This is a genomic window from Mycoplana sp. MJR14, assembly GCF_029210525.1.
Classification (GTDB): Bacteria; Pseudomonadota; Alphaproteobacteria; order Rhizobiales; family Rhizobiaceae; genus Mycoplana.
Genome location: NZ_JARGEO010000001.1, coordinates 660071 through 682157 on the forward strand (window position 1 = coordinate 660071; position 22087 = coordinate 682157).

General features: G+C 59.1%; 17 protein-coding genes, 2 pseudogenes, 1 riboswitch and 1 other annotated feature. Of the genes and pseudogenes, 7 read left to right on the forward strand and 12 right to left on the reverse strand.

The genetic code is table 11. The annotated features are described in order from the left end of the window. The first annotated feature begins 29 nt into the window (after positions 1 to 29). Together P0086_RS03270 and P0086_RS03275 are read left to right on the forward strand one after the other, a co-directional pair. Entirely contained in the window at positions 30 to 425 is a 396-nt protein-coding gene (locus P0086_RS03270) for a response regulator (protein ID WP_275782440.1), read from the forward strand. A 155-nt stretch (positions 426 to 580) separates the two neighbouring features. Then, positions 581 to 3064 carry a PAS domain S-box protein gene (locus P0086_RS03275; protein ID WP_275782442.1) on the forward strand — a complete coding sequence of 828 codons (2484 nt, stop codon included), beginning with the start codon at positions 581 to 583 and terminating at the stop codon, positions 3062 to 3064. 230 nt (positions 3065 to 3294) lie between these two features. On the opposite strand, the pseudogene P0086_RS03280 reads toward P0086_RS03275, so the two are convergent. Then, a pseudogene (locus tag P0086_RS03280) lies at positions 3295 to 3537 on the reverse strand (esterase); the annotation flags it as partial. Between the two features lie 43 nt (positions 3538 to 3580). After that, positions 3581 to 4806, reverse strand: a pseudogene (locus P0086_RS03285) (IS3 family transposase). Next, positions 4411 to 4527 (reverse strand) — a sequence feature (AL1L pseudoknot). It overlaps the preceding pseudogene by 117 nt. A 236-nt stretch (positions 4807 to 5042) precedes the next feature. Here P0086_RS03285 and P0086_RS03290 point away from each other — a divergent pair. The 3 genes from P0086_RS03290 to P0086_RS03300 are packed head-to-tail and all read left to right on the forward strand — an operon-like array spanning position 5043 to position 7763. After that, positions 5043 to 6041 carry a glycosyltransferase family 2 protein gene (locus P0086_RS03290; protein ID WP_275782444.1) on the forward strand — a complete coding sequence of 333 codons (999 nt, stop codon included), beginning with the start codon at positions 5043 to 5045 and terminating at the stop codon, positions 6039 to 6041. A gap of 29 nt (positions 6042 to 6070) precedes the next feature. Then, positions 6071 to 7240 (forward strand): glycosyltransferase family 2 protein, encoded by a 1170-nt coding sequence (locus P0086_RS03295; protein WP_275782446.1) that lies wholly within the window; start codon positions 6071 to 6073, stop codon positions 7238 to 7240. 37 nt (positions 7241 to 7277) lie between these two features. After that, positions 7278 to 7763, forward strand: coding sequence for a hypothetical protein (locus tag P0086_RS03300; RefSeq protein ID WP_275782448.1), 486 nt, complete (start codon positions 7278 to 7280; stop codon positions 7761 to 7763). Between the two features lie 97 nt (positions 7764 to 7860). Here P0086_RS03300 and P0086_RS03305 read toward each other — a convergent pair whose 3' ends face one another. The 7 genes from P0086_RS03305 to P0086_RS03335 all read right to left on the reverse strand — a co-directional run bounded on the left by P0086_RS03305 (position 7861) and on the right by P0086_RS03335 (position 16254). After that, positions 7861 to 8616, reverse strand: coding sequence for a capsular biosynthesis protein (locus P0086_RS03305; protein ID WP_275782450.1), 756 nt, complete (start codon positions 8614 to 8616; stop codon positions 7861 to 7863). Further along, entirely contained in the window at positions 8613 to 10223 is a 1611-nt protein-coding gene (locus P0086_RS03310) for a phosphotransferase (protein ID WP_275782452.1), read from the reverse strand. Before P0086_RS03310 ends, P0086_RS03305 begins: the two co-directional genes overlap by 4 nt. After that, a complete protein-coding gene (locus tag P0086_RS03315; protein WP_275782453.1) occupies positions 10220 to 10606 on the reverse strand; it encodes a hypothetical protein in 387 nt (128 codons plus the stop codon). Before P0086_RS03315 ends, P0086_RS03310 begins: the two co-directional genes overlap by 4 nt. Positions 10607 to 10659: 53 nt before the next feature. Continuing rightward, complete coding sequence (locus tag P0086_RS03320) at positions 10660 to 11973, reverse strand: hypothetical protein (RefSeq protein ID WP_275782455.1); 1314 nt, start codon at positions 11971 to 11973, stop codon at positions 10660 to 10662. After that, positions 11954 to 13720: a hypothetical protein gene (locus tag P0086_RS03325; RefSeq protein ID WP_275782457.1), complete on the reverse strand. Its 1767-nt coding sequence runs from the start codon at positions 13718 to 13720 to the stop codon at positions 11954 to 11956. Before P0086_RS03325 ends, P0086_RS03320 begins: the two co-directional genes overlap by 20 nt. Positions 13721 to 13759: 39 nt before the next feature. Next, positions 13760 to 14884 carry an FAD-dependent oxidoreductase gene (locus P0086_RS03330; protein ID WP_275782459.1) on the reverse strand — a complete coding sequence of 375 codons (1125 nt, stop codon included), beginning with the start codon at positions 14882 to 14884 and terminating at the stop codon, positions 13760 to 13762. Positions 14885 to 15156: 272 nt separating this feature from the next. Further along, a complete protein-coding gene (locus P0086_RS03335; RefSeq protein WP_112609186.1) occupies positions 15157 to 16254 on the reverse strand; it encodes a 2'-deoxycytidine 5'-triphosphate deaminase in 1098 nt (365 codons plus the stop codon). A gap of 73 nt (positions 16255 to 16327) precedes the next feature. Then, positions 16328 to 16406: riboswitch (SAM riboswitch) on the forward strand. 42 nt (positions 16407 to 16448) lie between these two features. Here P0086_RS03335 and P0086_RS03340 point away from each other — a divergent pair. Both P0086_RS03340 and apaG read left to right on the forward strand, forming a co-directional pair. Continuing rightward, positions 16449 to 17633, forward strand: a complete 1185-nt coding sequence (locus tag P0086_RS03340) for an O-succinylhomoserine sulfhydrylase (RefSeq protein WP_275782462.1) — start codon at positions 16449 to 16451, stop codon at positions 17631 to 17633. A 182-nt stretch (positions 17634 to 17815) separates the two neighbouring features. Continuing rightward, positions 17816 to 18208 carry a Co2+/Mg2+ efflux protein ApaG gene (gene apaG, locus P0086_RS03345; RefSeq protein ID WP_112596059.1) on the forward strand — a complete coding sequence of 131 codons (393 nt, stop codon included), beginning with the start codon at positions 17816 to 17818 and terminating at the stop codon, positions 18206 to 18208. A gap of 66 nt (positions 18209 to 18274) precedes the next feature. Here apaG and P0086_RS03350 read toward each other — a convergent pair whose 3' ends face one another. The 3 genes from P0086_RS03350 to P0086_RS03360 all read right to left on the reverse strand — a co-directional run bounded on the left by P0086_RS03350 (position 18275) and on the right by P0086_RS03360 (position 21726). Next, on the reverse strand, positions 18275 to 19264 hold the full coding sequence (locus P0086_RS03350) for an Hsp33 family molecular chaperone (protein WP_112609535.1): 990 nt from the start codon (positions 19262 to 19264) through the stop codon (positions 18275 to 18277). 233 nt (positions 19265 to 19497) lie between these two features. Then, on the reverse strand, positions 19498 to 20415 hold the full coding sequence (argF, locus tag P0086_RS03355) for an ornithine carbamoyltransferase (RefSeq protein WP_112596056.1): 918 nt from the start codon (positions 20413 to 20415) through the stop codon (positions 19498 to 19500). A 117-nt stretch (positions 20416 to 20532) separates the two neighbouring features. After that, on the reverse strand, positions 20533 to 21726 hold the full coding sequence (locus tag P0086_RS03360; protein WP_275782465.1) for an aspartate aminotransferase family protein: 1194 nt from the start codon (positions 21724 to 21726) through the stop codon (positions 20533 to 20535). Positions 21727 to 22087 lie beyond the last annotated feature (361 nt).

Here is a 22087-nt window from a genome sequence, read left to right on the forward strand (position 1 = left end):
AGCGGGGCAATGCAACTTGGAGGGAACAAATGGAAACCGTTACTGTGCTTGTCGTCGAGGACGAGGGGCTGCTGCTGCTTGAGTTCGAGCAAGCATTGGTGAACGCTGGGTTCAATACGGTGACAGCATCCTCGGCACGGGACGCCTTGCGGACGTTGAACGCCACATCCACACCCATTCATGGCGTCGTTACGGACATTCGGCTAGGATCCCCACAGGATGGATGGGAGATCGCGCGCACCGCGCGAGAAATCGATCCGCAAATTCCCGTGGTCTACGTTAGTGGAGACAGCGCGCTTGACTGGGCTTCAAAAGGTGTCCCGAACAGTATCATGCTCCAAAAGCCCTTCGCCATGGTTCAGTTGGTGACGGCGATCTCCCAATTGCTGAACGAAACGAGCACCAATCAGCCTTCGGACGGCTGAGGCATGATGATTGCGCGCACCAGCGCTTAGTAACGCCGGTTGCGACGCATCTTCCGCAACGTTTGTGCATGCCGAGGAAGGTTGCTATCGTGGAGGTCACTCGCTTTGGACGGTCCCGCAATGAAGTGATTGGCACGATTGCGATGGAGATAGATATGAAGACGGGCAACAGGCACACGAGCAACGGTGTCGAGCGCGATCTGCTATCACCGTCTGCTAAAGCGGCCTTGTTGAACAAAGAAGCCGAGGGTGATAAGCAGCGACCAAGGGACGAGGACATTCTCAAAGTACTTCCGGAGGCAGTCTATGTAACCGATGCAGACGGCCGGATCACATTCTTCAATGAAGCGGCCGTGTCGCTTTGGGGCGCTCGTCCGGAGCTCGGCAAAAGCGAATTCTGCCGCACCTGGAAGCTCTATCGGCCGGACGGCACGCCAGTTCCGCCTGAGGAAAGTCTGGCGGCCTTTGCTCTGAAGCAAAAACTGCCTGTGCGAGGAGATAAGACGGTGGCCAAGCGGCCCGATGGAAGTCGGGTGGCGTTCATTCCTTCCTCTACTCCACTTGTTGGCAACACCGGTACGATTGTCGGCTCCGTGAACGTTTTGATGGACGTGACTGAGCTAGAAGCATCCGAGCAGCGCCGTCGTGAAGACGAACCAAGGTTCCGCTGTCTTTTCGAAAACGTCGGTGCGGCTGTTTGGGAGCAGGATTTTTCGCAGGTTGCCGACCTGCTGGACCGCTTGCGGGCTGAGAATGTTACGGACTTAAGGAGCCATCTGCAAGCACATCCGGAGCTGCTCGAGGAGGCAGTGGCGCGCGTCAAAATCATTGACGTTAATCCCTTCGCAGTCCAACTGTTCGAGGCGACCGAGAAGAACGAACTGCTCCGATCGCTCGCAAGTGTGTTCCTACCGGAAACCTCCCAGATCTTTCTGGAAGAGTTGGTGACGATCTGGGAAGGCGGTCGGCAGTTCGGCAGCGACACCGCCCTGCGCACGCTCTCCGGGCGGCGGATCGACGCCATATTCACCATTACGTTCGACGGGCAGCGCTGCGAACGTGCTTATGTCACCATTCTTGACATCTCAAAGCGCAAGGCGAGCGAGCGTCGACTTGAAGCAGTCGACAAGATCGCCAAGGCCATCGCCAGCAATCTTGATCTGGATTACATCGTTCAAACCGTGACCGACGCGGCAACTGAGCTTACCGGAGCCAAATTCGGTGCCTTCTTCTACAATCTTACCGATCCTCAAGGTGAGCGCTACACCCTATACACCTTGTCGGGCGCGCCGCTAGCGGCTTTCGGGCACTTCCAGCTGCCGCGCAACACGGCCGTCTTTGACCCAACGTTTCGCGGTCTCGGCGCGGTGCGTTCGGCTGATATTCGCGCCGATCCGCGTTATGGAAAGTCGGGTCCTCATTTTGGCATGCCCAAAGGCCATCTGCCAGTAGTCAGCTATCTGGCTGTTCCGGTCATGTCGCGTTCCGGCGAGGTGCATGGCGGCCTGTTTCTCGGCCACGATGAAGCGAATGTCTTCACCGCCGAAGCCGAGGAGACGGTGATTTCGATCGCAGCACATGCGGCAATCGCCATCGACAACTCCCAGTTGCTCAAAGCAGCGGAGCGCGAAGTCTGTGAACGGCGTGAAGCAGAACGGGCCGCCCAACAGCTCGCCGCGATCGTCGAATCTTCGGAGGATGCGATCCTATCAATAGACCTCAATGGCGTTATAACAAGCTGGAATGCCGGAGCTGAACGGCTCTATGGTTACACCGCAGAGGAGGCTGTTGGCCGTCCAGTTACGCTCCTCGTCCCTGACGATCATCTGGGCGAGGAATTCGACATGCTGGCGCGGATCCGCGCGGGCGATCGGGTCGCTCATTTCGAAACTGTGAGGCGACGCAAGAACCGCGCCGTAATCCCGGTCTCGCTTACGATTTCGCCAATCCGCGACAATGCTGGGGTCACGGTCGGCGCCTCCAAGATTGCCCGTGACATCAGCGAACGCAAGCAAGCCGAACAACAGAAGGATCTGCTGATCCGTGAAATGGCTCACCGGGTCAAAAATCTGTTTGCTCTAGCGAGCAGCGTTGTAAATCTGAGCGCGAAATCCGCGCGTTCTGCGGATGACCTCGCTACGGCCGTCGGGGCTCGGCTGGAATCTTTGGCGCGAGCTCACGCGCTCACGCTCCCGAGAGCTGCTAGCGCAGAAACGGGGGAAGGCGGCGTAATGCTGCAGGAGCTGCTGGGCACGTTGTTGTTACCCTATGCTGGCGAAACGGATAGGGGAAATCGAGTGGTGATCCGCGGGTGCGACGTTTCGGTATCGAATTCTGCGCTGACCGGACTTGCTCTTGTAGTGCATGAATTTGCAACGAACGCTGCTAAATATGGAGCGCTGTCAACTAACAGTGGCCGGATCGACATTGAATGTTTCGACCGCGGCGAAACGCTGGAATTGGTCTGGACGGAGCGAGACGGTCCCGCCGTCGTTGAGGCCGGAACCGAAGGTTTCGGGACGACGCTTGGTCAGCTCACTCTTGAAAAACAGTTCCGCGGAAAGATCGTGCGGATTTGGGATCCGCAGGGGCTCATCCTTCGGCTGATTGTGCCAAAAAATCGGTTGCAGCAGGAATAGACATCTGCGTGGCCATCTCGGAAAGCTCGGCGGTGCTCGTGCCGGCCCGGCCCACGCGCCACTTCTCGCGAATGGACGACCTCGCCAAGTGGTGGCGGGAGTATCAGGCGCGTTGGATGCAGGACCGTACAGTCCGTGAACCGTTTGGGTCACGGCGTTGCCTCGCGAAAGAAAGCGGCTCCCGCGACGGCGAGGGCGACGATCGAACGCCTGTCGACACTCCTGGCCTGCTAGTACGCGATCTGGCCGCCCACGATCTGCCCGGTCGACGGCGACAACTCGCGTTTCAGCACCTCGCGTGCCTCGCCGCTGATGACGGCGACGGGGGCCGCAACGGCCACGCGTGCTGTCGAACCGGCGAAATTGGCGGCCGCCACCCCGACGCGATCCGCGAACGTTGCCTCTCCGCCACTCAGCGATTGACCAGCCAACCGCCGTCCAAGCAAACGGACGATCTCCGGGCTACCGGCGAAGGTGTGAACCGCACCGGGTTTGCCGGAGGCCATTTGGTTTAAGTTATGCAGCCATGGCTGGTTCGTCCAGCATGGCGTAATACTGCTCCTCGGCTTCGGCTGGCGGGATGTTGCCGATGGGCTCCAGAAGCCGTCGATGGTTGAACCAATCGACCCATTCGAGGGTGGCGAATTCAACCGCTTCGAAACTCCGCCATGGTCCGCGCCGATGAATGACCTCGGCCTTGTAGAGGCCGTTGATCGTTTCGGCGAGGGCATTGTCGTAAGAGTCACCGACACTTCCGACGGAAGGCTCGATTCCCGCCTCGGCCAGTCGCTCCGAATACTTGATCGACACGTATTGAACGCCCCTGTCCGAGTGGTGAATCAGGCCGCCGCCATGAACAGGACGCCGCTCATGAAGGGCCTGTTCCAAGGCGTCGAGGACGAACCCGGCATGCGCCGTTCGGCTCACCCGCCAGCCGACAATCCGGCGAGCGAAGGCGTCGATGACGAACGCCACGTAGACGAAGCCTTGCCAGGTGGCGACATAGGTGAAATCCGAAACCCAGAGCCTGTTCGGCGCAGGAGCCTTGAACTGGCGGTTCACGCGATCGATCGGGCTCGGAGCCGTCTTGTCGGGAAACGTCGTGCGGATCGGCTTGCCCCGGAGATACCCTGAAGGCCCATCGATCGCATGAGCCGAGCGACGGTGCAGCGGGCAACATCAAAGCCCTCCCGCTTCGACTGCCGCCAGACCTTGCGCACGCCGTAGACGCGGAAGTTCGCCTCGAACACACGGCGTATCTGGATCTTCAATGCAATATCGCTGCGGGCGCGGACCGACAACCGGTCCACGTCCAGGCGCTTGGCAACATTCTCGTAGTAGGTTGATGGGGCAATCGGCAGCAGTCTGCAGACCGGCTCGACCCCGAATACCGACCGGTGTTCGTCGATGAAGGAGATCATGGCTTCAATGGGCGGTCGAGCTCCGCCATCGCGAAATAAGCGGACGCTTTGCGCAGTATCTCATTGGCCTGCCGAAGCTCGCGGTTCTCCCGCTCCAGAGCCTTCACCCTCTCGACCACTTCGCTTGGGAGCCCGGGCCGGGAACCATCGTTCACTTCCGCCTTCTTCACCCATTCATTGAGTGTCTGCGCCGTGCAGCCGATCTTGGCGGCGATCGAGGAAACCGCTGCCCATCGCCAGGAATATTCGTCCTGGTGATCCAAAACCCCGCACTGCTCGGGCGCCGACCTCCGGTGAAAATTTGTTTGCTGTCTTGCTCATATCGGCTCCACTCTCTCAGAAGTTGGCGCCTCCGGCAAACCCGGTGCGGTTCAAATGGCCGGTGCGAGTAATCGGCGAGATTTGGGGGAGGGCGTGTCGAGTGGGGCAGGTTGGGAATGCGGGATCCCCCCCTCCAAAGGGTAGGCTCGCCTCTGGTGGCTTGGTTTTCCAGATTGCCAAACCTAGCCGTCCTGCGGTATGGACCGTCAACTGCTCCAATGGCTACAGGACGAATCGTGAACTTGATCTCTGTTATAATTCCCGCGTTCAACTGCGCGTCAACAATATTGAGAACGATCGAGTCAGTCCTTAAATCCAGGAAGAAAAATCGTATCGAAATCATTGTTGTTGACGACTGCTCTACCGACAATACTGTCGACGTCGTTACGGCCAAATTTAACAAGCTTCGAAACGAAAAACGCCGTCTCACCGTCGTGAAATCCTGGCGTAACCGCGGGGCTGGCGCCTGCCGCAACAAGGGCCTGAAACTCGCCACAGGCCAGTACGTGATGTTTGTCGATGCCGATGACATTTTAGAAGAGAGCGCCATCGACGAACTTACTAGGGTTGCAAATGCGACCGATGCCGATTTCGTCACCTTCCGCTATCACTACGTGACAGACGCAGGCACTCGCGACGAGGCCGATATGCTAGCCAACGACAGGGAGATCTGGGATTCTGTGCTCCCCGAAAGCAAGAACGGCGTGATCAATCCGCACATCCATTCAAAGATATCGAAGATGACGAACTATCCTTGGAACAAGTTCATTCGGATGGACTTTGCCAGGGCAATCAATCTGACATACTCCGAAACGCCAGTGAACAATGACATTGCCGCCCACTGGTGCCTTTATTCCAGTGCCAAGAAGGTCGCGCTTTACGACCGCGCGCTGATCTACCATTACGTCGTCAAGGGCAACGATCAGATCACAAACCTCTTCGACCAACGGCGCCTGGCCGTCTTTGCGGCACTGAGCGACGCCGAAGCGCACGTCTTCCGTTCGACCGCGACGATCAGCGCCTTCTATCACCATTTCATGGATTTCAAGCTGAACCTGCTGAAATGGATCTATAAGCGCCTGCCTTCAGCTCACCAAGAGCTCTTTCTTACGCAGGCGATGGAGAGCTACAAAAGCTATGGCAAGAGCGAACATGTTTATCTTGCGTTGAAATCGCCAAGGCTTGCCGACCAGAGCTTCTGGATCAAGCATTCGCCAGCGAATGTATTTCATTGATAGAAGTTCGGCCTTCGCGGGGGACACCAATGCAAACTCCGACCGTTTCCGTCATTTTGACGACCTACAACATCGAAGACTATATCTATAGGTGCATTTCCTCGCTCCAGAAGCAGAGCTTCCAGGATTTCGAGCTCATCGTCGTCGACGACGGGTCGACTGACAGCACCTTGGCGCGGCTGGAGCGCCACTGCCGCTACGGCAAGAACAACTACACGATCATAGCCCTGCCGGAAAACACGCCGGGCGGCGTGGGCATACCGGCAAACATCGGCGTGTCGGCGGCAAGGGGCAAATACATTGCCTATGCCGACGGCGACGACTGGTACGAGCCGACTATGCTCGAAGACCTCGTCGCGGAGGCGGAAAGCATCGAGGCGGATATCGTCATCGCCAATTTCCGAAACTATGATCAGTTGAACAAGACGATCGAGATCCCAACCGACGACAAGCGCCTGTCTGAACTGGCCGCCATGCCTCGCGACAAGATGAGCGAGATCGAGTTCAAGTCACAGGTCCTTCGGCTAAACGCGGTGCCTTGGCGAAAGCTCTATCGCACCGATTACCTGACGCAGAATTCCATTGCTTTTCCAGAGGGGAATTTCTTCTTTGAAGACAACCCCTATCATTGGGCCAGTGTGATCAAGGCCAAGCGCATCGGCTTCGTCGACAAGGTCATCTGCCACCACCGGTTTAACCGACCCGGACAAACGATGGCATCGACCGGGCGCGAACTCCTATGGTTCTATGACCATTTCTCGACGATAGAGAAGTGGCTGAACACCGAGCGCTTGCAGGACGACTACGGGTTGCAGCTCGTTGGCTGGGTAGTCGGGCAGACCGAGTGGATCTCCGGCAAGATCCGGCCCGAATACTGGTTTGACCTCTTTGATCGGCTGCAGGGTATCATTGCGCACTACACCAGAGAGGATGCCGTTCGTGCCCTCATGATGCGCGGCACGGGCCGATATGGCTGGAGCCTCGTCTCTAGTGTACTTGCCGACGACAAGATGGCCTTTGCGCATGCGATACGCTTCCGCGACGAAGATGTGTCAAGGCGACTGAAGCAGGTGCTCGACGAGCTCGACATACTCAGGAGGCGGGTAGCCGACATTACTCGAAGACTGGATGTCAACGAAAAGATGACCTCGGCGGCCGCCCTGATGGAGATGGTCGAAAAGCGCTCCAGCGCACGCTAGTCGAAACAAAAATAGTAAAGCCCGACGAGATACCAAAATGGACAACCGCTGCTTTTACACAATTGACTCTGTCGCGTCTGTCGCACGGACAGAGCTCCGACCGAATGCGCAGATTTCGGAAGGGATCTATGCCGGACCGACCCAGAAGGAAGGCGCATTCATAGAGATCGAGAAACTTGCGACAGGCGCTCGGCTGCACCTCTTGTTCGCCGATTCAGACGGGGGCGCGATCGCCTTCCGGCTGCCAAGCCGCGCCTTTGCAAGCAACAAGTCGGTCGGGCTGCATTTTCGCGCAACCAGCAATGAACGCGTCGTCGTCATCCCCGGGCTGTACGCCCTGGAGAACGGGGCCGTGCAAGCAAAGGTAAGGATGCGGGGCATGGTCGTCGACGTAAAGAGCTGGAGCTTCTCCGAGGCCGCGCATTTTCCGCAGACCGTCAACGGATCGGCCGACCACTTCCTCGAACTTGCGCTGCCCGCCAAGAATGTGGTTCTCGACGTCGAGACGATGATTTTGTGGTGAGCCACGGAACTATGTGGTTGCGCGCAGTGGCGTGACGCCGCCGAAAGTCACTCCGCCTCCAGCGTTTTGACCAAGGGCACTCGCCAAGCAGGGACAATCAGCGAGGCTGTAGTGACAGTTTTGGCAGAGATTGCTCGTCCTGCCGAAGCTCCTCATACTCGGAAGGCACCCCACAAAATATGATATCCTTCCGCTCAACTTCATAGTATCGCACATCCATCCCGCGCCGAATGAGATGGTTGTACAATGGCGCTACGTAGAGCTCGGCCGCCTGGGGAGAATTTATTTCGCTATCGTACGCGATTTTCAGGTGATCAAAGCTCTTGAAATAGTAAAGACCTGTGCTGCACAGATCAGATATCGGTATTTTTTCGGTCGTTCTCGCAACCGCCGAAGTGTCGACGGGATCTGGCGCAACAAACGACCAATTGTCTCCATCCCCACGAAACACTTCAAGAACACCAGCGGCTTTCGGGAAGCTTTGGAAGATCGGGCTATGCCCGCCGACATTGAAGGTGTCGATGTTGAAGATCGTAATCGGTTCACTGCCGGAGCAACTAACTGCAGAAACACCTCGAACCACAGTCTCGGCCTGACCGGCCGTGGGCTTGTCCAAAATCACAATGGAAAATTCGCCGATCCCAAGCGCCGACGCATGATCGCTGATAAACTCGCGCATCCCATCGCGTGCAAGACCAATGAACAGGAACGGTTCAACGTCAAACACAGAACGAAAGCTCGCCACCGAGTAGTCAAACACCGTATGGCCCTTGAGCGGCAACATGTATTTTGGCAGATCATAGCCCACTTTGGAAAAGCGGCTGGAAAGACCGGCCATCGGAATCACTATCATTTCTTGTCCTCGAAGCAGAGCTGATACAAGCGCAAAGCATTGGCAAGGAATGCCATTTGCCGATCCGGTCGGTCCGCGTGAAGCGGAAGCATCGAGAGGAACAGCGAAACCAACGCTGCGCTTACTGCGGGGTCATCAAAAGTTATGCCATTAACCGACGTGCTGTACAGCGAACGTTCGAGGGGCGCGGAGGTCTCGTTGCCCGGCAGGTCAAGGTCGAAGGAGATGCTTTTCCCGACCGAGGACGCGAGGCTATAGCGACCTGCGATTAGCAGGTCGTACCGCCCCAGAACAGAATGGGCGAGTTTCGCCATGTCATAGCGCAGGTCGCCACCGATTGTGACCATATCGCCGTCAATAGTTCCGCGAGGGTCGATCAATCGAATGCGACTTGTCCGGGAATTGTAGAGAATATTGGAGAAACAGAAATCCCCGTGCATGACACTGGCGGTTCGCTGAGGCGCCTTGGCTATGATTGAGGCCATCTCTTCGGCGATCCGCCAGCAGGAAGGCAACGTCACTGCATTGAGCACACAATCGCTGGACAAATCGATTCCGCGGTCCCTCTCGAAAGTGGACAATCGGTCGAACGTCTTGATCGACGCCAGTCGCACGAGAGAATCTTCCGGCGCATCAGAAACCGGCACTGCAGCAAATTCCTCCAAGCAGGCGCAACATGCGGCAAGGATCCCATCCCAAGCCTTAGGATCGAGCCGACCGAATACAAAGAGCTCCTGCAGTGTTGGGAGATACTCATACTCCGTCGTGTAGGAAAAGCGACCCGCCTCCTCCCCGGCATGAGTCAACCTTGCCGCGAACGGGAGCAACGTAGGCGGCAGTGACCGCAGCCAAGCAGCCTCTGCCTTTAACTTATCCGCCTGGTTGCTCGTCTTCTTCACGAGCCCTCGGTCGATCTGCAGCTCGTTGAACGCTCTCGCTGACGCGTGCGCCCTTCGGGCCTGGTAATAGGTCTGAAGATGTCCACAATCGGACCAAGATTCTAAAGGCAGCGCACGCACGTCGTGTTGCATCGCATAACGCGAAAGAGCCGTCAGAAAGTCCCCGTTGGAATATTGCAATGCTCGCGAAAGAGAGACGCTGTCGGAGAAGGTGAAATACCCGGTTAGGACGTCGGTGAGCCGCTCCTCCGCAGGTGACTGACCATCCTGCGCGACGCCGACGATACGTCCGTCGTCCACGAACGCATATCCCCAGGAGTATCCGTTGGCCACGTGCGACGTGGCCCAGAGGTCGGGTTGCGTGCTTCCTTCCCCATCGAGGAGCGTATCACCATGCAAGATGCGCAGCGGACCTGTCTCGCCGAGATGGCGCAGGCAGTGGAGGACAGAGTTCCCGAGGCTCAACCCTTCCGGAACTGGGATGACATCCACGCCCAGCTCCACCAGCAGTTCTGCATCCTTCGCTGATATGCGAAAATTCTCGGGCAGCGACAGATACACCTTGTCGCTATCGAGAGCACAGATCTGCTCGTTTTGTTGTTCGATCAATCGTCTGGTGCCTAGCGGAAGAAAGGCCGGCGGGAGCTTGCCAAATTCCGCCGTCATCTCTGCATTAACATAGGCCGCCGAGGTCACGAGTGTAATCATTGCAAAGCCTTGTCGCCCATCAGGGCGCGAACCTCGTCATAGGACAGTTTCGCGAATTCATCGGGCCGAATGGCCCTGTCATCGACATAGAAACCACCGTTACCGCACCACGGCTTCCCTACATGAACTTCATCATGAGGGACATCGTGCTTCTCCAACCACGCCAAAATCGTCGGCAACGTGTGGACATTGATCAGTCCGACGTTACCGGAGTGCGTCCGCATGTTGCGGGCGGTATGGATCACGATCTCAAACCCCTTCACCCGGTATTCACGCAACCGCTCAACCACCGCTTCATTCGGTAGGTGCTCGGCATAGTCCTTGCCCCCGCCGGGGAGGGTGAGGGTACCATCGAGATCGACTACTATCTTTGGCTTGCTCATGGTACTCGTTTGCACCTTCTAGTCTACCTGCCCGAACTCGCACGTGAATCTCGCTAACTACGATCCACGACGCCCCTCTTTTCAAGCATATGTTTCACACGCGTGAAATGTTGGTTGGCCGGAGGAAATTCAGGAGCGTAGTGCAGAGCCTGCCTGAAAGCTTCGCGCGCGGCATAGTTAAGCCCCATCTTTTCAAAGATCAAACCACGCTCGATATGAGCGTGAGCCTCAAACGTGTCGCCTCCCATAAATTGTTCGTGTGCCGCAAAAGCTTGGTCATAGGCCCCACTGAAACGTAGAAAACGGGCATACCACAGTTGCGTGCCCCTTGAGCGGGGCGTCGCCGCGGCAAAGAGTTTAATGGCGGAATTTATCCGTGTACCCTCTCCGCCATTCGCGGCAAAGGAGCTGATCGCCTTCCCAAGCTCAACACCGAGGCTTCGGCGCCCTTGCGACGAAACGACGTCGAGGATGATCTGAGCAGCCTCCTCAAGGTTTTTTTGGCGCGCGTGATACGCTGACTTTGCAAGTTTGACGGCAATATCCTCTGGGAACCGGAGGCCAGCAAAGTCGAGGACAGCTCTCTGCAAGCGCGGCCGACGGTCCAATTTCTCGGACAGATTCAGAAGATAAGACTTGTTCTCTTTTCGGCTGCGCGCAATTACAGCCTTGACATCCTCAATCTTGACATTTTCCTCCAACATAAGCCTAATTACTTTACCAAGGACGCCCGAATCACGCAAATATTGCAAGACCATGTGACCAGCGCCGGCAATCTTAATCTGCTGTACCGCTGCATGCTTTTCAACAAGCTCGACGTGCCGCGCATCCATGTCTCTAGGATCATAGATGGCGATAACGTCAGTCGCCTGACGAAAAGGAAGAATTTCCTGACAAATCCCCTCATAACTCGGCAACAACTCCCGATAGTCGGAAAGCCAACGACGCTCAAACTTTGCATCTAGAGATGCGATGGGGCCACATATAATGATTCGTTCCGGTCTGAGGGCATTTACGGAACGGATACAGCCGAAGCTGCCCATCGATGCGCCGAAAAGAACAACCCTTTTGGCACCGGACTCGCTGATTTTTAGACGAATTGCGGAGAGAAGCTCCCCCATGTCATCCTGCAAATACCAGGTATTTTTCAAGGTTCTCACGACTACGTAAGACAATCTTTCCTTCTCAAAGAACTCACGCGCGAAAAACTCCGCTGGAGCAGGCTCCTTCCTCTCTGAAAAGGCCACTACAATCAGGTCAGTACCGCAGTTTTTCCAGATTGCTTGATGATGTGCGCTTGAATAGAAGTGCTTGTCGACATCCGAAACGTCCATCATTTCTATCTCTTCACCGCTGATATTTATCATCGCTCGAAATCTTAGCTGCACGCAAGAGTTCGGAATCAACTTCATCCATACGACCAGCCGTATCCTTCTCAAGCGCCTTGCGAACCATACTGCTCGGAATGGGATAGGGGTCGAGCAGAGAAGCCGTGTCTCCACCGGAACATATCGGATAAGGAAAGCCCTCGACTCGGCGGCCAGTAAAGTGACACAGGAGAGCAAAACTATAGTGCTGACGAAGTTCCAGACCCATCTCGGCAAATTTGACGCCATACCCGCCAAGTACGTTCTGCCCAAGCGCTGCAGGCAATGACCAGATCCTGAAGACAGCCTCAGCAGCCTGCGGATCGGCTACAATAAACTGATCCCCCATGACGAGCCCATGCGGGAATCCAACTTTGACCGGCGTGTCTGTGAAGATCGTCCGGTCACCGACGGCGGCCTTGTAGACCTTTTCCCAGTCTATTCCGCCTGTATCCGTAAGATTCTTGTCCGGCCGGATGCGCACGATTAGATCGTATTCCTTCCCTGAGCGCACCGCTAGTTCGTAACATTTTTCGATCTTATAATGCATTCGAAATGTATTTGGCGTCGTTTCAGGAAATACATCATCCTCCTCAACAACTATTTCCTGAGGATTCATGACTGCTTTAATTCGTTCGATATCAACTATTTCTAGTGCGGTAAACAGTGAAAAGAGGGCAGGATATCGAGCAGGGAAATCTCGTTGGAGCTTATTCCAAGATTCAGTGAATACCTCAGAGAAAGGCGGCAGAAAATTTCGACCGGCATGATACGACGTCAAGGCCTTGCGTCCCAACTTACGCCAGGTGTGGACATAAATATCGTAGTCCACGTCCTCGAGGGAAAGCGCTTTCCGCCAAGACGGAAATGCCTTCTCAAAGCCGCGCATTTGTCCACTCACACATATCGCCACCCGCAGTCGCCCCGACCGCTGGGGGATTCCCTTCGGGGCGACGGCGCCGATGGTGTTCATCCGGCCATGAGCTATCCACTCAAGCGAATTTCGATAAGGATCGCTGACGTCAGGGCTTGGAAGCTTCTTTTCCAGCGCGCCCATTTTGTGGCGAATTACATCAAGCACATCTCGATCGTAGGCAACCGAAACCCAATAATAGTTCAACAAAGAACGTACATCGTCATCGAAAGCTCCGGACTTCCCGCTTTCGATTGTCCATTGAATCAAAGGTTTGTTGATCGGGTTGAATAACTGGAAGAGTTGCCACGCGCTCAGCTTAGGGAGGCTACTACGCCAAACCTCATGGAGACCGATCTTCTCATGCGCGTCTCGCTGAGCAAAGGACAACATGAAATAAGAAGCAACAGGCAGATGAAGCGAAGGGGCCAAGCCTCGCCGCAGTAGTTCATTCTGAATCGCAACCACGATGTGATCAACGCTACCTGGGACTTGCTCGCTGTCCTGGATTAGAAGTACAACAACGATTGGAATTGTGTCAGTCTTCAGATGACCGGTTGTCGTAGATGTGTAGGCCCTGAAGGCATCGTCATCCAATTTCGCAATGAAGTCCTCCACATCTGAACGCGGCATCCGCTTAAGGCATTGGTGGACCATCCTCTCAAATGCTCCGCGCGGAGAGAACCTCGCTAACCCTGAGGTATTAATTAGGTCCAGCACATGTCCACGCAGTTCTTCGTCCGTCCCAAAGACGGGAAGCTCCGGAAGCTTCACCACCTGTTTTCTTTCAACCGCCTGTATAATTTCTCTTGTGATTTTGGTGATATTGCTCACGCGAACCTCACTTGTATTCAGTACGCTCACCAACTCCCGCTACCGCCGCTGCAGCCAGTTCGCCGCGCCCATCAGTGACTGGTTGATCACCTGGTGCATGTCGAGATACTGGTACGTGCCGCAACGGCCGATAAAGTCGATGTTGGGCAGCTCCTTGGCACGCTTCTTGTAGCGCTCATAGAGGTCGAGATACCGGCCGTCGGCCGTCTTGACCGGGTAATAGCGCTCCAGGTTGTTGGCCTTGTAGTCGCACGGCTCCTCAGCCGTGACAGTCCAGCGGCCTGTATCGGCGACGTCATGGTGCGGCAACAGATGCCAGTAGGTTTCGCGGGTGATCGGCCCGTGATCGGTGAAGTTCACCACGGAGCTGGGCACTTCGGGTGCTTCCGAGGCGGTCCGGTGATGTAACCTGATCGACCGGTATGGCAGTTCGCCAAACTCGAAATTGAAGAATTCATCGATCGGCATGCTGTTGAAGCAGTGGCGGTAATCCACAAGCATCTCCTTCGAGAAGGCCTGAGTCAGCCGCACGTCGATCAGCTCATGATCTAGGATGTTGGCGAAGACCGCGGTATAGCCGTCGATCGGCAGAAGCTGGAACCTGTCGTTGGGAAAATACCGCCTGTCGCCATCGAAGCGGATGGGAATGCGCTGGACGACGGACTTATCCATGTCTTCGAGGTCCAGCTCCCACATCTTGCGGGTATACGGCCGGAAGAACAGGTCGGTGAGTTCGATTCCAATTTTCGAATAGAGGTACTCCGCCGCGTTCTTCGGATTGGCATACGGTTTCGATATCCTCGCCAAGAATGCCTCAACCTGCTCCGCCGTCTCCAGCGTTTCCGAGAAAACATCGTTGATCGTGTCGATGTTCACCGGAAGCGGGACATGACGACCGTCCGCAAGCCTGGCCCGCACTTCGTGCGCATAGTCCGCGAATTTCCCGAACCGGGATATCCAAGCCACGACAGTCTCGTTGCTGGTATGGAAAAGGTGCGGACCGTATCTGTGTACACGCTTTCCGTTCTCATCGACATAGTCGTAAGCATTTCCGGCGATGTGGTCGCGCTGATCAATTACGGTCACACGGTATCCAGCTTCGGCCAGGCTGCGCGCGTAACACGCGCCGGCAAAGCCGGCACCCACCACCAATATTCGTTCCATATAGTTGCCGTCCTTCAAAAGCGGGGAAATCGCTTTGCTTAAAGCCCGCGCTGGTTCTGGGGTGTTTACGACAGGCGAGAATGCTTTGGCAACTGCGAAACATCAGGCGACGAGGACGTCTCAAAGAGCAGCACCGGCTTCGATGCAGTGGGCAAGAGACTGTCGAAAACACACGAGGGGCGTCGCTGCCAAGCTCCAAACTTAGCTCCACATCCTCAGTCGTGCGCGCCAGCGGTGGTAGCCCGCCCAGGCCACCGTTGCGTGCCCTTCTCTCACCCCGCCCGGAAATGCTTCGACAGCTTGAGGCCCTGGGCCTGGTAGTTCGAGCCGAGGCCGGAGCCGTAGAGGCTTTCGGGGAGTTCGAGCATGCGCTCGTAGACGAGGCGGCCGACGATCTGGGCGTGCTCGAGGATGAAGGGGACCTCGTGGCTGCGCACTTCGAGGACCGCGCGACTGCCCGAGCCGCCGGCGGCGGCGTGGCCGAAGCCGGGATCGAAGAAGCCTGCGTAGTGGACGCGGAATTCGCCGACCAGGGGATCAAACGGCGTCATCTCGGCAGCATAGAGCGGCGGCACGTGCACGGCCTCGCGCGAGACGAGGATGTAGAACTCGTCCGGGTCGAGGATCAGTTCGTTGCGGCCGCGGCTGAACAGCGGCTCCCAGAAGTCGAAGATATCGTGCTGGTTCTTCTTGTCGACATCGACGACGGCGGTGTGGTGCTTGCCGCGATAGCCGACGAGCCCTTCCGGCCCCGTGCCCTTAAGGTCGATCGAAAGGGCGATGCCGCCGCCAGAGACGTTCGGCCTGTCGCTCGCCACCAGCGTGTCGGAGGCATGCAGGGCGAGCAGCTCGGCGTCCGAAAGGAGCGCGTTGCCCTTGCGGAAGCGGATCTGCGACAGGCGCGAGCCGCGGCGGACGACGATGGGAAACGTCCGCGGCGAGATCTCCAGGTAGAGCGGGCCGCTATATCCGGCGGGAACCTTGTCGAACTCCTGGGCGCGATCGGTGATCACGCGGGTGAAGATGTCGAGCCGGCCGGTCGAGCTCTTCGGATTGGTGGAGGCGGACAGCTCCTTCGGCAGGTCGAGGCTCTCCATCAGGGGGACGATGTAGACGCAGCCCGTCTCGAGCACGGCGCCGTCGGAAAGATCGACGACATGCAGCTTCAGCCGGTCGAGCTTGTCGGCGACGAGGTGGGCGGGCCCGGGAAGGAAGCTCGCGCGGACGCGGAAGGCCTTCGAGCCGAGACGCAGGTCCAGGCTCGCCGGCTGCACCTGGTCGGCATCCAGCGCCGCCTCGCTCTTCAACCTGCCGGCCTCGAACAGCGCGCCGATGGCGCGGTCGGCCAGTATCCCTGTAGCAGTTGTCATGAGCCTATCCTTCAAACTGGCCGACAAAACCAAATGCGGGCAATTGACGCAAGCGCCGCCACGCAGTATGGACCGGATATCCCGTGGTGATTTGGCCGGTCGGCTTGCAGCCACGTTAAACAAGTAGCTAAAAAGGCCGGGTGTAAACCGGCCTGCATTGCGGCCGGTTTTTTTGTTTGGAAGGCAATGATCCGATGAGCAAATCCTGGCGCCCGGCTACCCAACTCGTCCACGGCGGCACCACCCGTTCGCAGCATGCCGAGACCTCCGAGGCGATCTTCCTGACGCAGGGGTTCGTCTATGAAAGCTCGGAGGCCGCCGAAGCCCGCTTCAAGGGCGAGACCGACGGCTTCATCTATGCCCGCTACGGCAGCCCGACCAACGACATGTTCGAGCGCCGCATGTGCCTGCTCGAAGGGGCCGAGGAAGGCCGCGCCATGGCCTCGGGGATGGCCGCGGTCGCCGCCGCGATCCTCTGCCAGGTCAAGGCCGGAGACCACATCGTCGCCGCGCGCGCCCTGTTCGGCTCCTGCCGCTGGGTGGTCGAGACGCTGGCGCCGCGCTACGGCGTCGAATGCACGCTCGTCGACGGGCGCGACCTCGGCAACTGGGAAAAGGCGATCCGCAAGAACACGAAGGTCTTCTTCCTCGAAAGCCCGACCAACCCGACGCTGGAGGTGGTCGATATCGCCGGCGTGGCGAAGCTCGCAAACCAGATCGGCGCCAAGGTCGTGGTCGACAACGTGTTCGCCACCCCGCTCTACCAGAAGCCGCTGGAACTCGGCGCCCATATCGTCGTCTATTCGGCGACCAAGCACATCGACGGCCAGGGCCGCTGCCTCGGCGGCATCGTGCTGTCCGACCGGCAGTGGATCGAGGAAAGCCTGCAGGACTACTTCCGCCACACCGGGCCCGCCATGTCGCCCTTCAACGCCTGGACCCTTCTGAAGGGCATCGAGACGCTGCCGCTGCGCGTCCGGCAGCAGACCGAGAACGCCGCGAAGATCGCCGACTTCCTCGCCAGCCATCCGAAGGTCGAGCGGGTGATCTATCCCGGCCGCAAGGACCATCCGCAGGCCGATATCGTCGCCAAGCAGATGTCGGGCGGCTCGACGCTGGTGTGCATCCATCTGAAGGGCGGCAAGGAGGCTGCCTTCGCGTTGCAGAACGCGCTCGAGATCGTCGAGATCTCCAACAACCTCGGCGACGCCAAGAGCCTGATCACCCATCCGGGCACCACGACGCACAAGAACCTCACCGACGAGGCCCGCGCCGAACTCGGCATCAACCCCGGCACCGTCCGCCTGTCGGCCGGCATCGAGGACGGTGAAGACCTGCTGGCCGACTTCGCCCAGGCGCTGGACAAGGTGAAGAACTGAGCAGCCCGGCCTGCGCCGCGCTTCGCGATCGCGAGGCGCGGCCGCCACGTCTCTGACAATCTGATCGACCGGCACAATTAACTTGATCCCGCCGCGGCAGACGTGGCAACGAAATAAGCACACACGAATATTCAAAAACACAGGGCGAAACGGCAGCAACAGGTTCGAGCCAGGGCATCAGAATGTACAGAGCGCTAACCCGCGATATCGAGGTGACGGTCGAGCCCTATTACCTGGAGGAGCAATCCGATCCGGATGACAGCCGCTATGTCTGGGGCTACCGGATCGTGATCGCCAATCATTCCGATGTCACCGTCACGCTGATCGCCCGCTACTGGCACATCACCGACCAGAACGGCCTGGTGGACGAGGTCACCGGCCCCGGCGTCGTCGGCGAGCAGCCGACGCTGGAGCCGGGCGACACCTACGAGTATTCCTCCGGCTGTCCGCTCGATACGCCATCCGGCATGATGTTCGGCTACTACCAGATGCAGACGCCCGCCGGCGAGGCGTTCGACGTCGCCATTCCCGCCTTCTCGCTCGACACGCCCGGGCAATCCCGCACCCTGAACTGAGTCTGGCACCTGCTGGGGCCGGAGCGCGCCAGGGGCCATGCATGGTGGCCTACCCCTGGCGGACCGTCAGGCGGGGGCGACCTCGGACACCTCGAAACGATAGGTCGTCGAGCAGAACTCGCACGTCGCCTCGATATGGCCGTCGTTCGCGGTGTGCTCGACCTCTTCCGCAGACAGGCCCGAAAGCACCGTCTTCAGCTTTTCGCGCGAGCAGGAGCACTGGTCGAGCACCCGCTGCGGCGGGTAGACCCGGACGCCGCTCTCATGGAAGAGCCTGTAGAGAAGGCGCTCGGTGCCGACGTTCGGATCGGTGAGTTCGTCCGTGTCGATCGTCTCGACGAGCGTGCGGGCTTCGGCCCACTTGTCGTCTTCCTCGATCTTGTGGCCGACCTCCTCGCCGTCGCCGCCCGGCAGGTCGGCCTGGCGCATGCGCTCGGGCGCCTCGGGCAGGAACTGCGCGACCATGCCGCCGGCCCGCCAGCGATGACGCGTCCTGCCGTCGTCCTCGCGGACGTAGAGTTCGGCCACGCCGAGGCGGACGCGCGTCGGGATCTGTTCCGACTGGCGGAAATAGACGCCCGCGACCTCCTCCAGCGTATGGCCGTCGAGCGCGACGATGCCCTGGTAGCGTTGCGTATGGGCGCCCTGGTCGATCGTGAAGGCAAGGACGCCCTTGCCGAGCAGTTCGTGCGGTGCGGTGCGGCCCTCGGCGACGGCGGCCTGCAGCGCATCGGCATCGAAACGGGCATAGGCGCGCACGTTCTCCGGGCTGGAGAAATCGGCGACCAGAAGGTCGACCGGGCCATCGCTCTTGGTCTGCAGGATCAACTTGCCTTCGAACTTGAGCGACGTCCCGAGCAGGACGGTCAGGACGATCGCCTCGGCCAGGAGGCGGGCGACCGGCTGCGGATAGTCGTGGCGTTCGAGGATGGCGTCGAGCATCGGGCCGAGCTGGACCGCACGGCCGCGGACATCGAGTCCTTCGACCTGAAAGGGCACGACGTGGTCGTCGCCGGCAAAATCGAGTTCGCCAAGTCTGGGGGCTGGCTGAGCCATCATTCGCTCCTTCGACGCAACATGTCGACGCGGCCGGACATTGGTGACGTCCGCATGCGACGGGTGCGCTCTTCAGTGATTCTGCGTCGTGACCGCCGGGATGATTCCATATCCGGCGGTGCGATGCCAGCAGCGGCACCGTGACGACAGCGGGTTGGGCCATAGATCGTGGCGGGTCCCCGCAATTTCAATAGGCGGCATCGGTACGGCAACAGCCGTCGGCCGCAGGCCGATCAGATCGCGTTCAGGCACCAGGCCAGGATGGCCTTCTGCGCGTGCAGGCGGTTCTCGGCCTCGTCGAAGACCACCGAATGCGGTCCATCGATGACCTCGTCGGTCACCTCCTCACCGCGGTGCGCCGGCAGGCAGTGCATGAACAGCGCGTCCTTGGCAGCCTTCTCCATCAGCGCCTCGTTCACCTGGTAGGGCTGGAAGATGTTGTGGCCGCGGGCGCGGTGTTCCTGGTTCATCGATACCCAGCAGTCCGTCACGACGACATCGGCGCCCGCAACGGCGCGGTCGGCGTCATGGCACAGCATGATGTCGCCGCCGTTGTTGCGCGCCCAGTTGAGGATCCTGTCCTCCGGCTCGGAGCCGAGCGGAACCGCCATGTTCATCCGATATCCGAAGCGGGCGGAGCCCTCGACGAAGGAGTGCAGCACGTTGTTACCGTCGCCGGTCCAGGCGATGGTGCGCCCCTTCACCGGGCCGCGATGCTCCTCGAAGGTCATGATGTCGGCCATGATCTGGCAGGGATGGGTCAGGTCGGTCAGGGCGTTGATCACCGGCACCGTCGCGTGCTCGGCCATCTCCAGCAGCCGCGTATGGTCGGTGGTGCGGATCATGATCGCATCGACATAGCGCGACAGGACCTTTGCCGTGTCGCCGATCGTCTCCGCGCGGCCGAGCTGCATTTCCGTGCCGGACAGAAACAGCGTCTCGCCGCCCAGCTGGCGCATGCCGACATCGAAGGAGACGCGGGTGCGCGTCGACGGCTTCTCGAAGATCATCGCCAGCATCTTGCCGGCCAGCGGCTTGTCGGCGGTGCCGGCCTTGGTCGCGGCCTTGCGCGCGAGCGCGTCGTCCATGATCACGCGGAGATCGTCCGCCGTCATGGCGGAGAGGTCGAGGAAATGTCTGGTACCTGCCATGCTCAATCAGTCCTGCTCAATTGCCCGGCTCGTGCCACGGGCCTCTCCGCTTCGGCGACGCTGCGCCTCACCCATCTGCTTCGGCTGCGCCTCATGCCCTTGTATTTCGGCTGCGCCTCAGGCCTTCTTCTTCTCTGCGCTGAGTTTTTCGGCGGCGCGCTCGATCCGCGCCAGGCCCTCGCGCGCCTCCTCGGCCGTCGTGACCAGCGGCGGCAGCAGCCGCAGCACGTTTTCGCCGGCCGGAACGAGGAGCATGTGCTCGGCGCGCACCGCCTTCAGGAGATCCGCCGACGGCACCCTGGCCCTGATGCCGAGCATCAGGCCCTCGCCACGCACCTCTTCGATGATATCCGGGAAGCGGTCCTTCAACGAGGCCAGCCCCTGGCGCAGCACCAGCGCGACGTCGCGAACATGCTCGAGGAAGCCGTCTGCGAGAACCACGTCGAGAACGGCATTGCCGACCGCCATGGCGAGCGGGTTGCCGCCGTAGGTGGAGCCATGCGTTCCGGCGACCATGCCCGAGGCGGCTTCGGCCGTCGCAAGGCACGCGCCGAGCGGGAAGCCGCCGCCGATCCCCTTCGCCACGGCCATGATGTCGGGGGCCACGCCCGCCCATTCGTAGGCGAACAGCTTGCCGGTGCGACCGACGCCCGTCTGGACCTCGTCGAAGACCAGAAGCAGGCCGAACTCGTCGCAGAGCGCGCGCAATTCGCGCAGGAACTCGTTGGAGACGACGCGGATGCCGCCCTCGCCCTGCACGGGCTCGATCAGGATCGCCGCCGTCTCCTCGGTGATCGCCGCCTTGACGGCAGCGATGTCGCCGAAGGGCACCTGGTAGAAGCCCGGCGCCTTCGGGCCGAAGCCCTCCAGGTACTTCTCCTGGCCGCCGGCTGCGATCGTGGCCAGCGTGCGGCCGTGGAACGCGCCCTCGAAGGTGATGACGTGGAACTTGCCGGGATAGCCCTTGGCATACTGGTAGCGCCGCGCCGTCTTGATCGCGCATTCCAGCGCCTCGGCGCCGGAATTGGTGAAGAACACCTTGTCGGCGAAGGTGGCGGCGGCCAGACGCCGGCCGAGCGATTCCTGGCCGGGAACCTCGTAGAGGTTCGACAGGTGCCAGACCTTGTCGGCCTGGGCCTTCAGGCTTTCCACGAGATGCGGATGGGCATGGCCCAGCGAATTGACCGCGACGCCGGCTGCGAAATCGAGATAGCGCGACCCGTCCTCGGCGATCAGCCAGACGCCCTCGCCGCGCTCGAAACGCAGCGGCGCGCGCAGATAGGTCTCGTAGAGCGGCGTGGCATCAGCCATGGCGCGTATCTCCTTCGCAGCGGATGCGGAAATGGATCCCGGATCTTTCCCGTCAGGAAAAATCGAAAATGCCGCCCTATGGCGGCGGCCGCACTATCGGCATTTCAAGGATTAATGTCAACAAACGGCGGGGCGATGAAATCCGCCTTAATATGCCGTTACGTGAGGATTCCGATCGCTCAGGGAAGTGTCGCAAGTGAGTCACACCCGGCGAGCAAGTTGGGGAAAACCGGAAAATCGATTCGGGCGGATTCCGGCGACTCTTGTCACAGAGTCCCCCTGTCGGTAGGTTAAAACTCAATTGCTAGACTGCATGCGGCGGAACTAGTCACCAACAGTATCAGAGCATTTCGTGCTGCGG

Coding starts and splice junctions, on each gene's coding strand:
- P0086_RS03270 (WP_275782440.1), top strand. CDS start 30: ATGGAAACCGTTACTGTGCTTGTCGTCGAGGACGAGGGGCTGCTGCTG.
- P0086_RS03275 (WP_275782442.1), top strand. CDS start 581: ATGAAGACGGGCAACAGGCACACGAGCAACGGTGTCGAGCGCGATCTG.
- P0086_RS03295 (WP_275782446.1), top strand. CDS start 6,071: ATGCAAACTCCGACCGTTTCCGTCATTTTGACGACCTACAACATCGAA.
- P0086_RS03300 (WP_275782448.1), top strand. CDS start 7,278: ATGGACAACCGCTGCTTTTACACAATTGACTCTGTCGCGTCTGTCGCA.
- P0086_RS03305 (WP_275782450.1), bottom strand. CDS start 8,616: ATGATAGTGATTCCGATGGCCGGTCTTTCCAGCCGCTTTTCCAAAGTG.
- P0086_RS03310 (WP_275782452.1), bottom strand. CDS start 10,223: ATGATTACACTCGTGACCTCGGCGGCCTATGTTAATGCAGAGATGACG.
- P0086_RS03315 (WP_275782453.1), bottom strand. CDS start 10,606: ATGAGCAAGCCAAAGATAGTAGTCGATCTCGATGGTACCCTCACCCTC.
- P0086_RS03320 (WP_275782455.1), bottom strand. CDS start 11,973: ATGATAAATATCAGCGGTGAAGAGATAGAAATGATGGACGTTTCGGAT.
- P0086_RS03330 (WP_275782459.1), bottom strand. CDS start 14,884: ATGGAACGAATATTGGTGGTGGGTGCCGGCTTTGCCGGCGCGTGTTAC.
- P0086_RS03335 (WP_112609186.1), bottom strand. CDS start 16,254: ATGACAACTGCTACAGGGATACTGGCCGACCGCGCCATCGGCGCGCTG.
- P0086_RS03340 (WP_275782462.1), top strand. CDS start 16,449: ATGAGCAAATCCTGGCGCCCGGCTACCCAACTCGTCCACGGCGGCACC.
- apaG (WP_112596059.1), top strand. CDS start 17,816: ATGTACAGAGCGCTAACCCGCGATATCGAGGTGACGGTCGAGCCCTAT.
- P0086_RS03350 (WP_112609535.1), bottom strand. CDS start 19,264: ATGGCTCAGCCAGCCCCCAGACTTGGCGAACTCGATTTTGCCGGCGAC.
- argF (WP_112596056.1), bottom strand. CDS start 20,415: ATGGCAGGTACCAGACATTTCCTCGACCTCTCCGCCATGACGGCGGAC.
- P0086_RS03360 (WP_275782465.1), bottom strand. CDS start 21,726: ATGGCTGATGCCACGCCGCTCTACGAGACCTATCTGCGCGCGCCGCTG.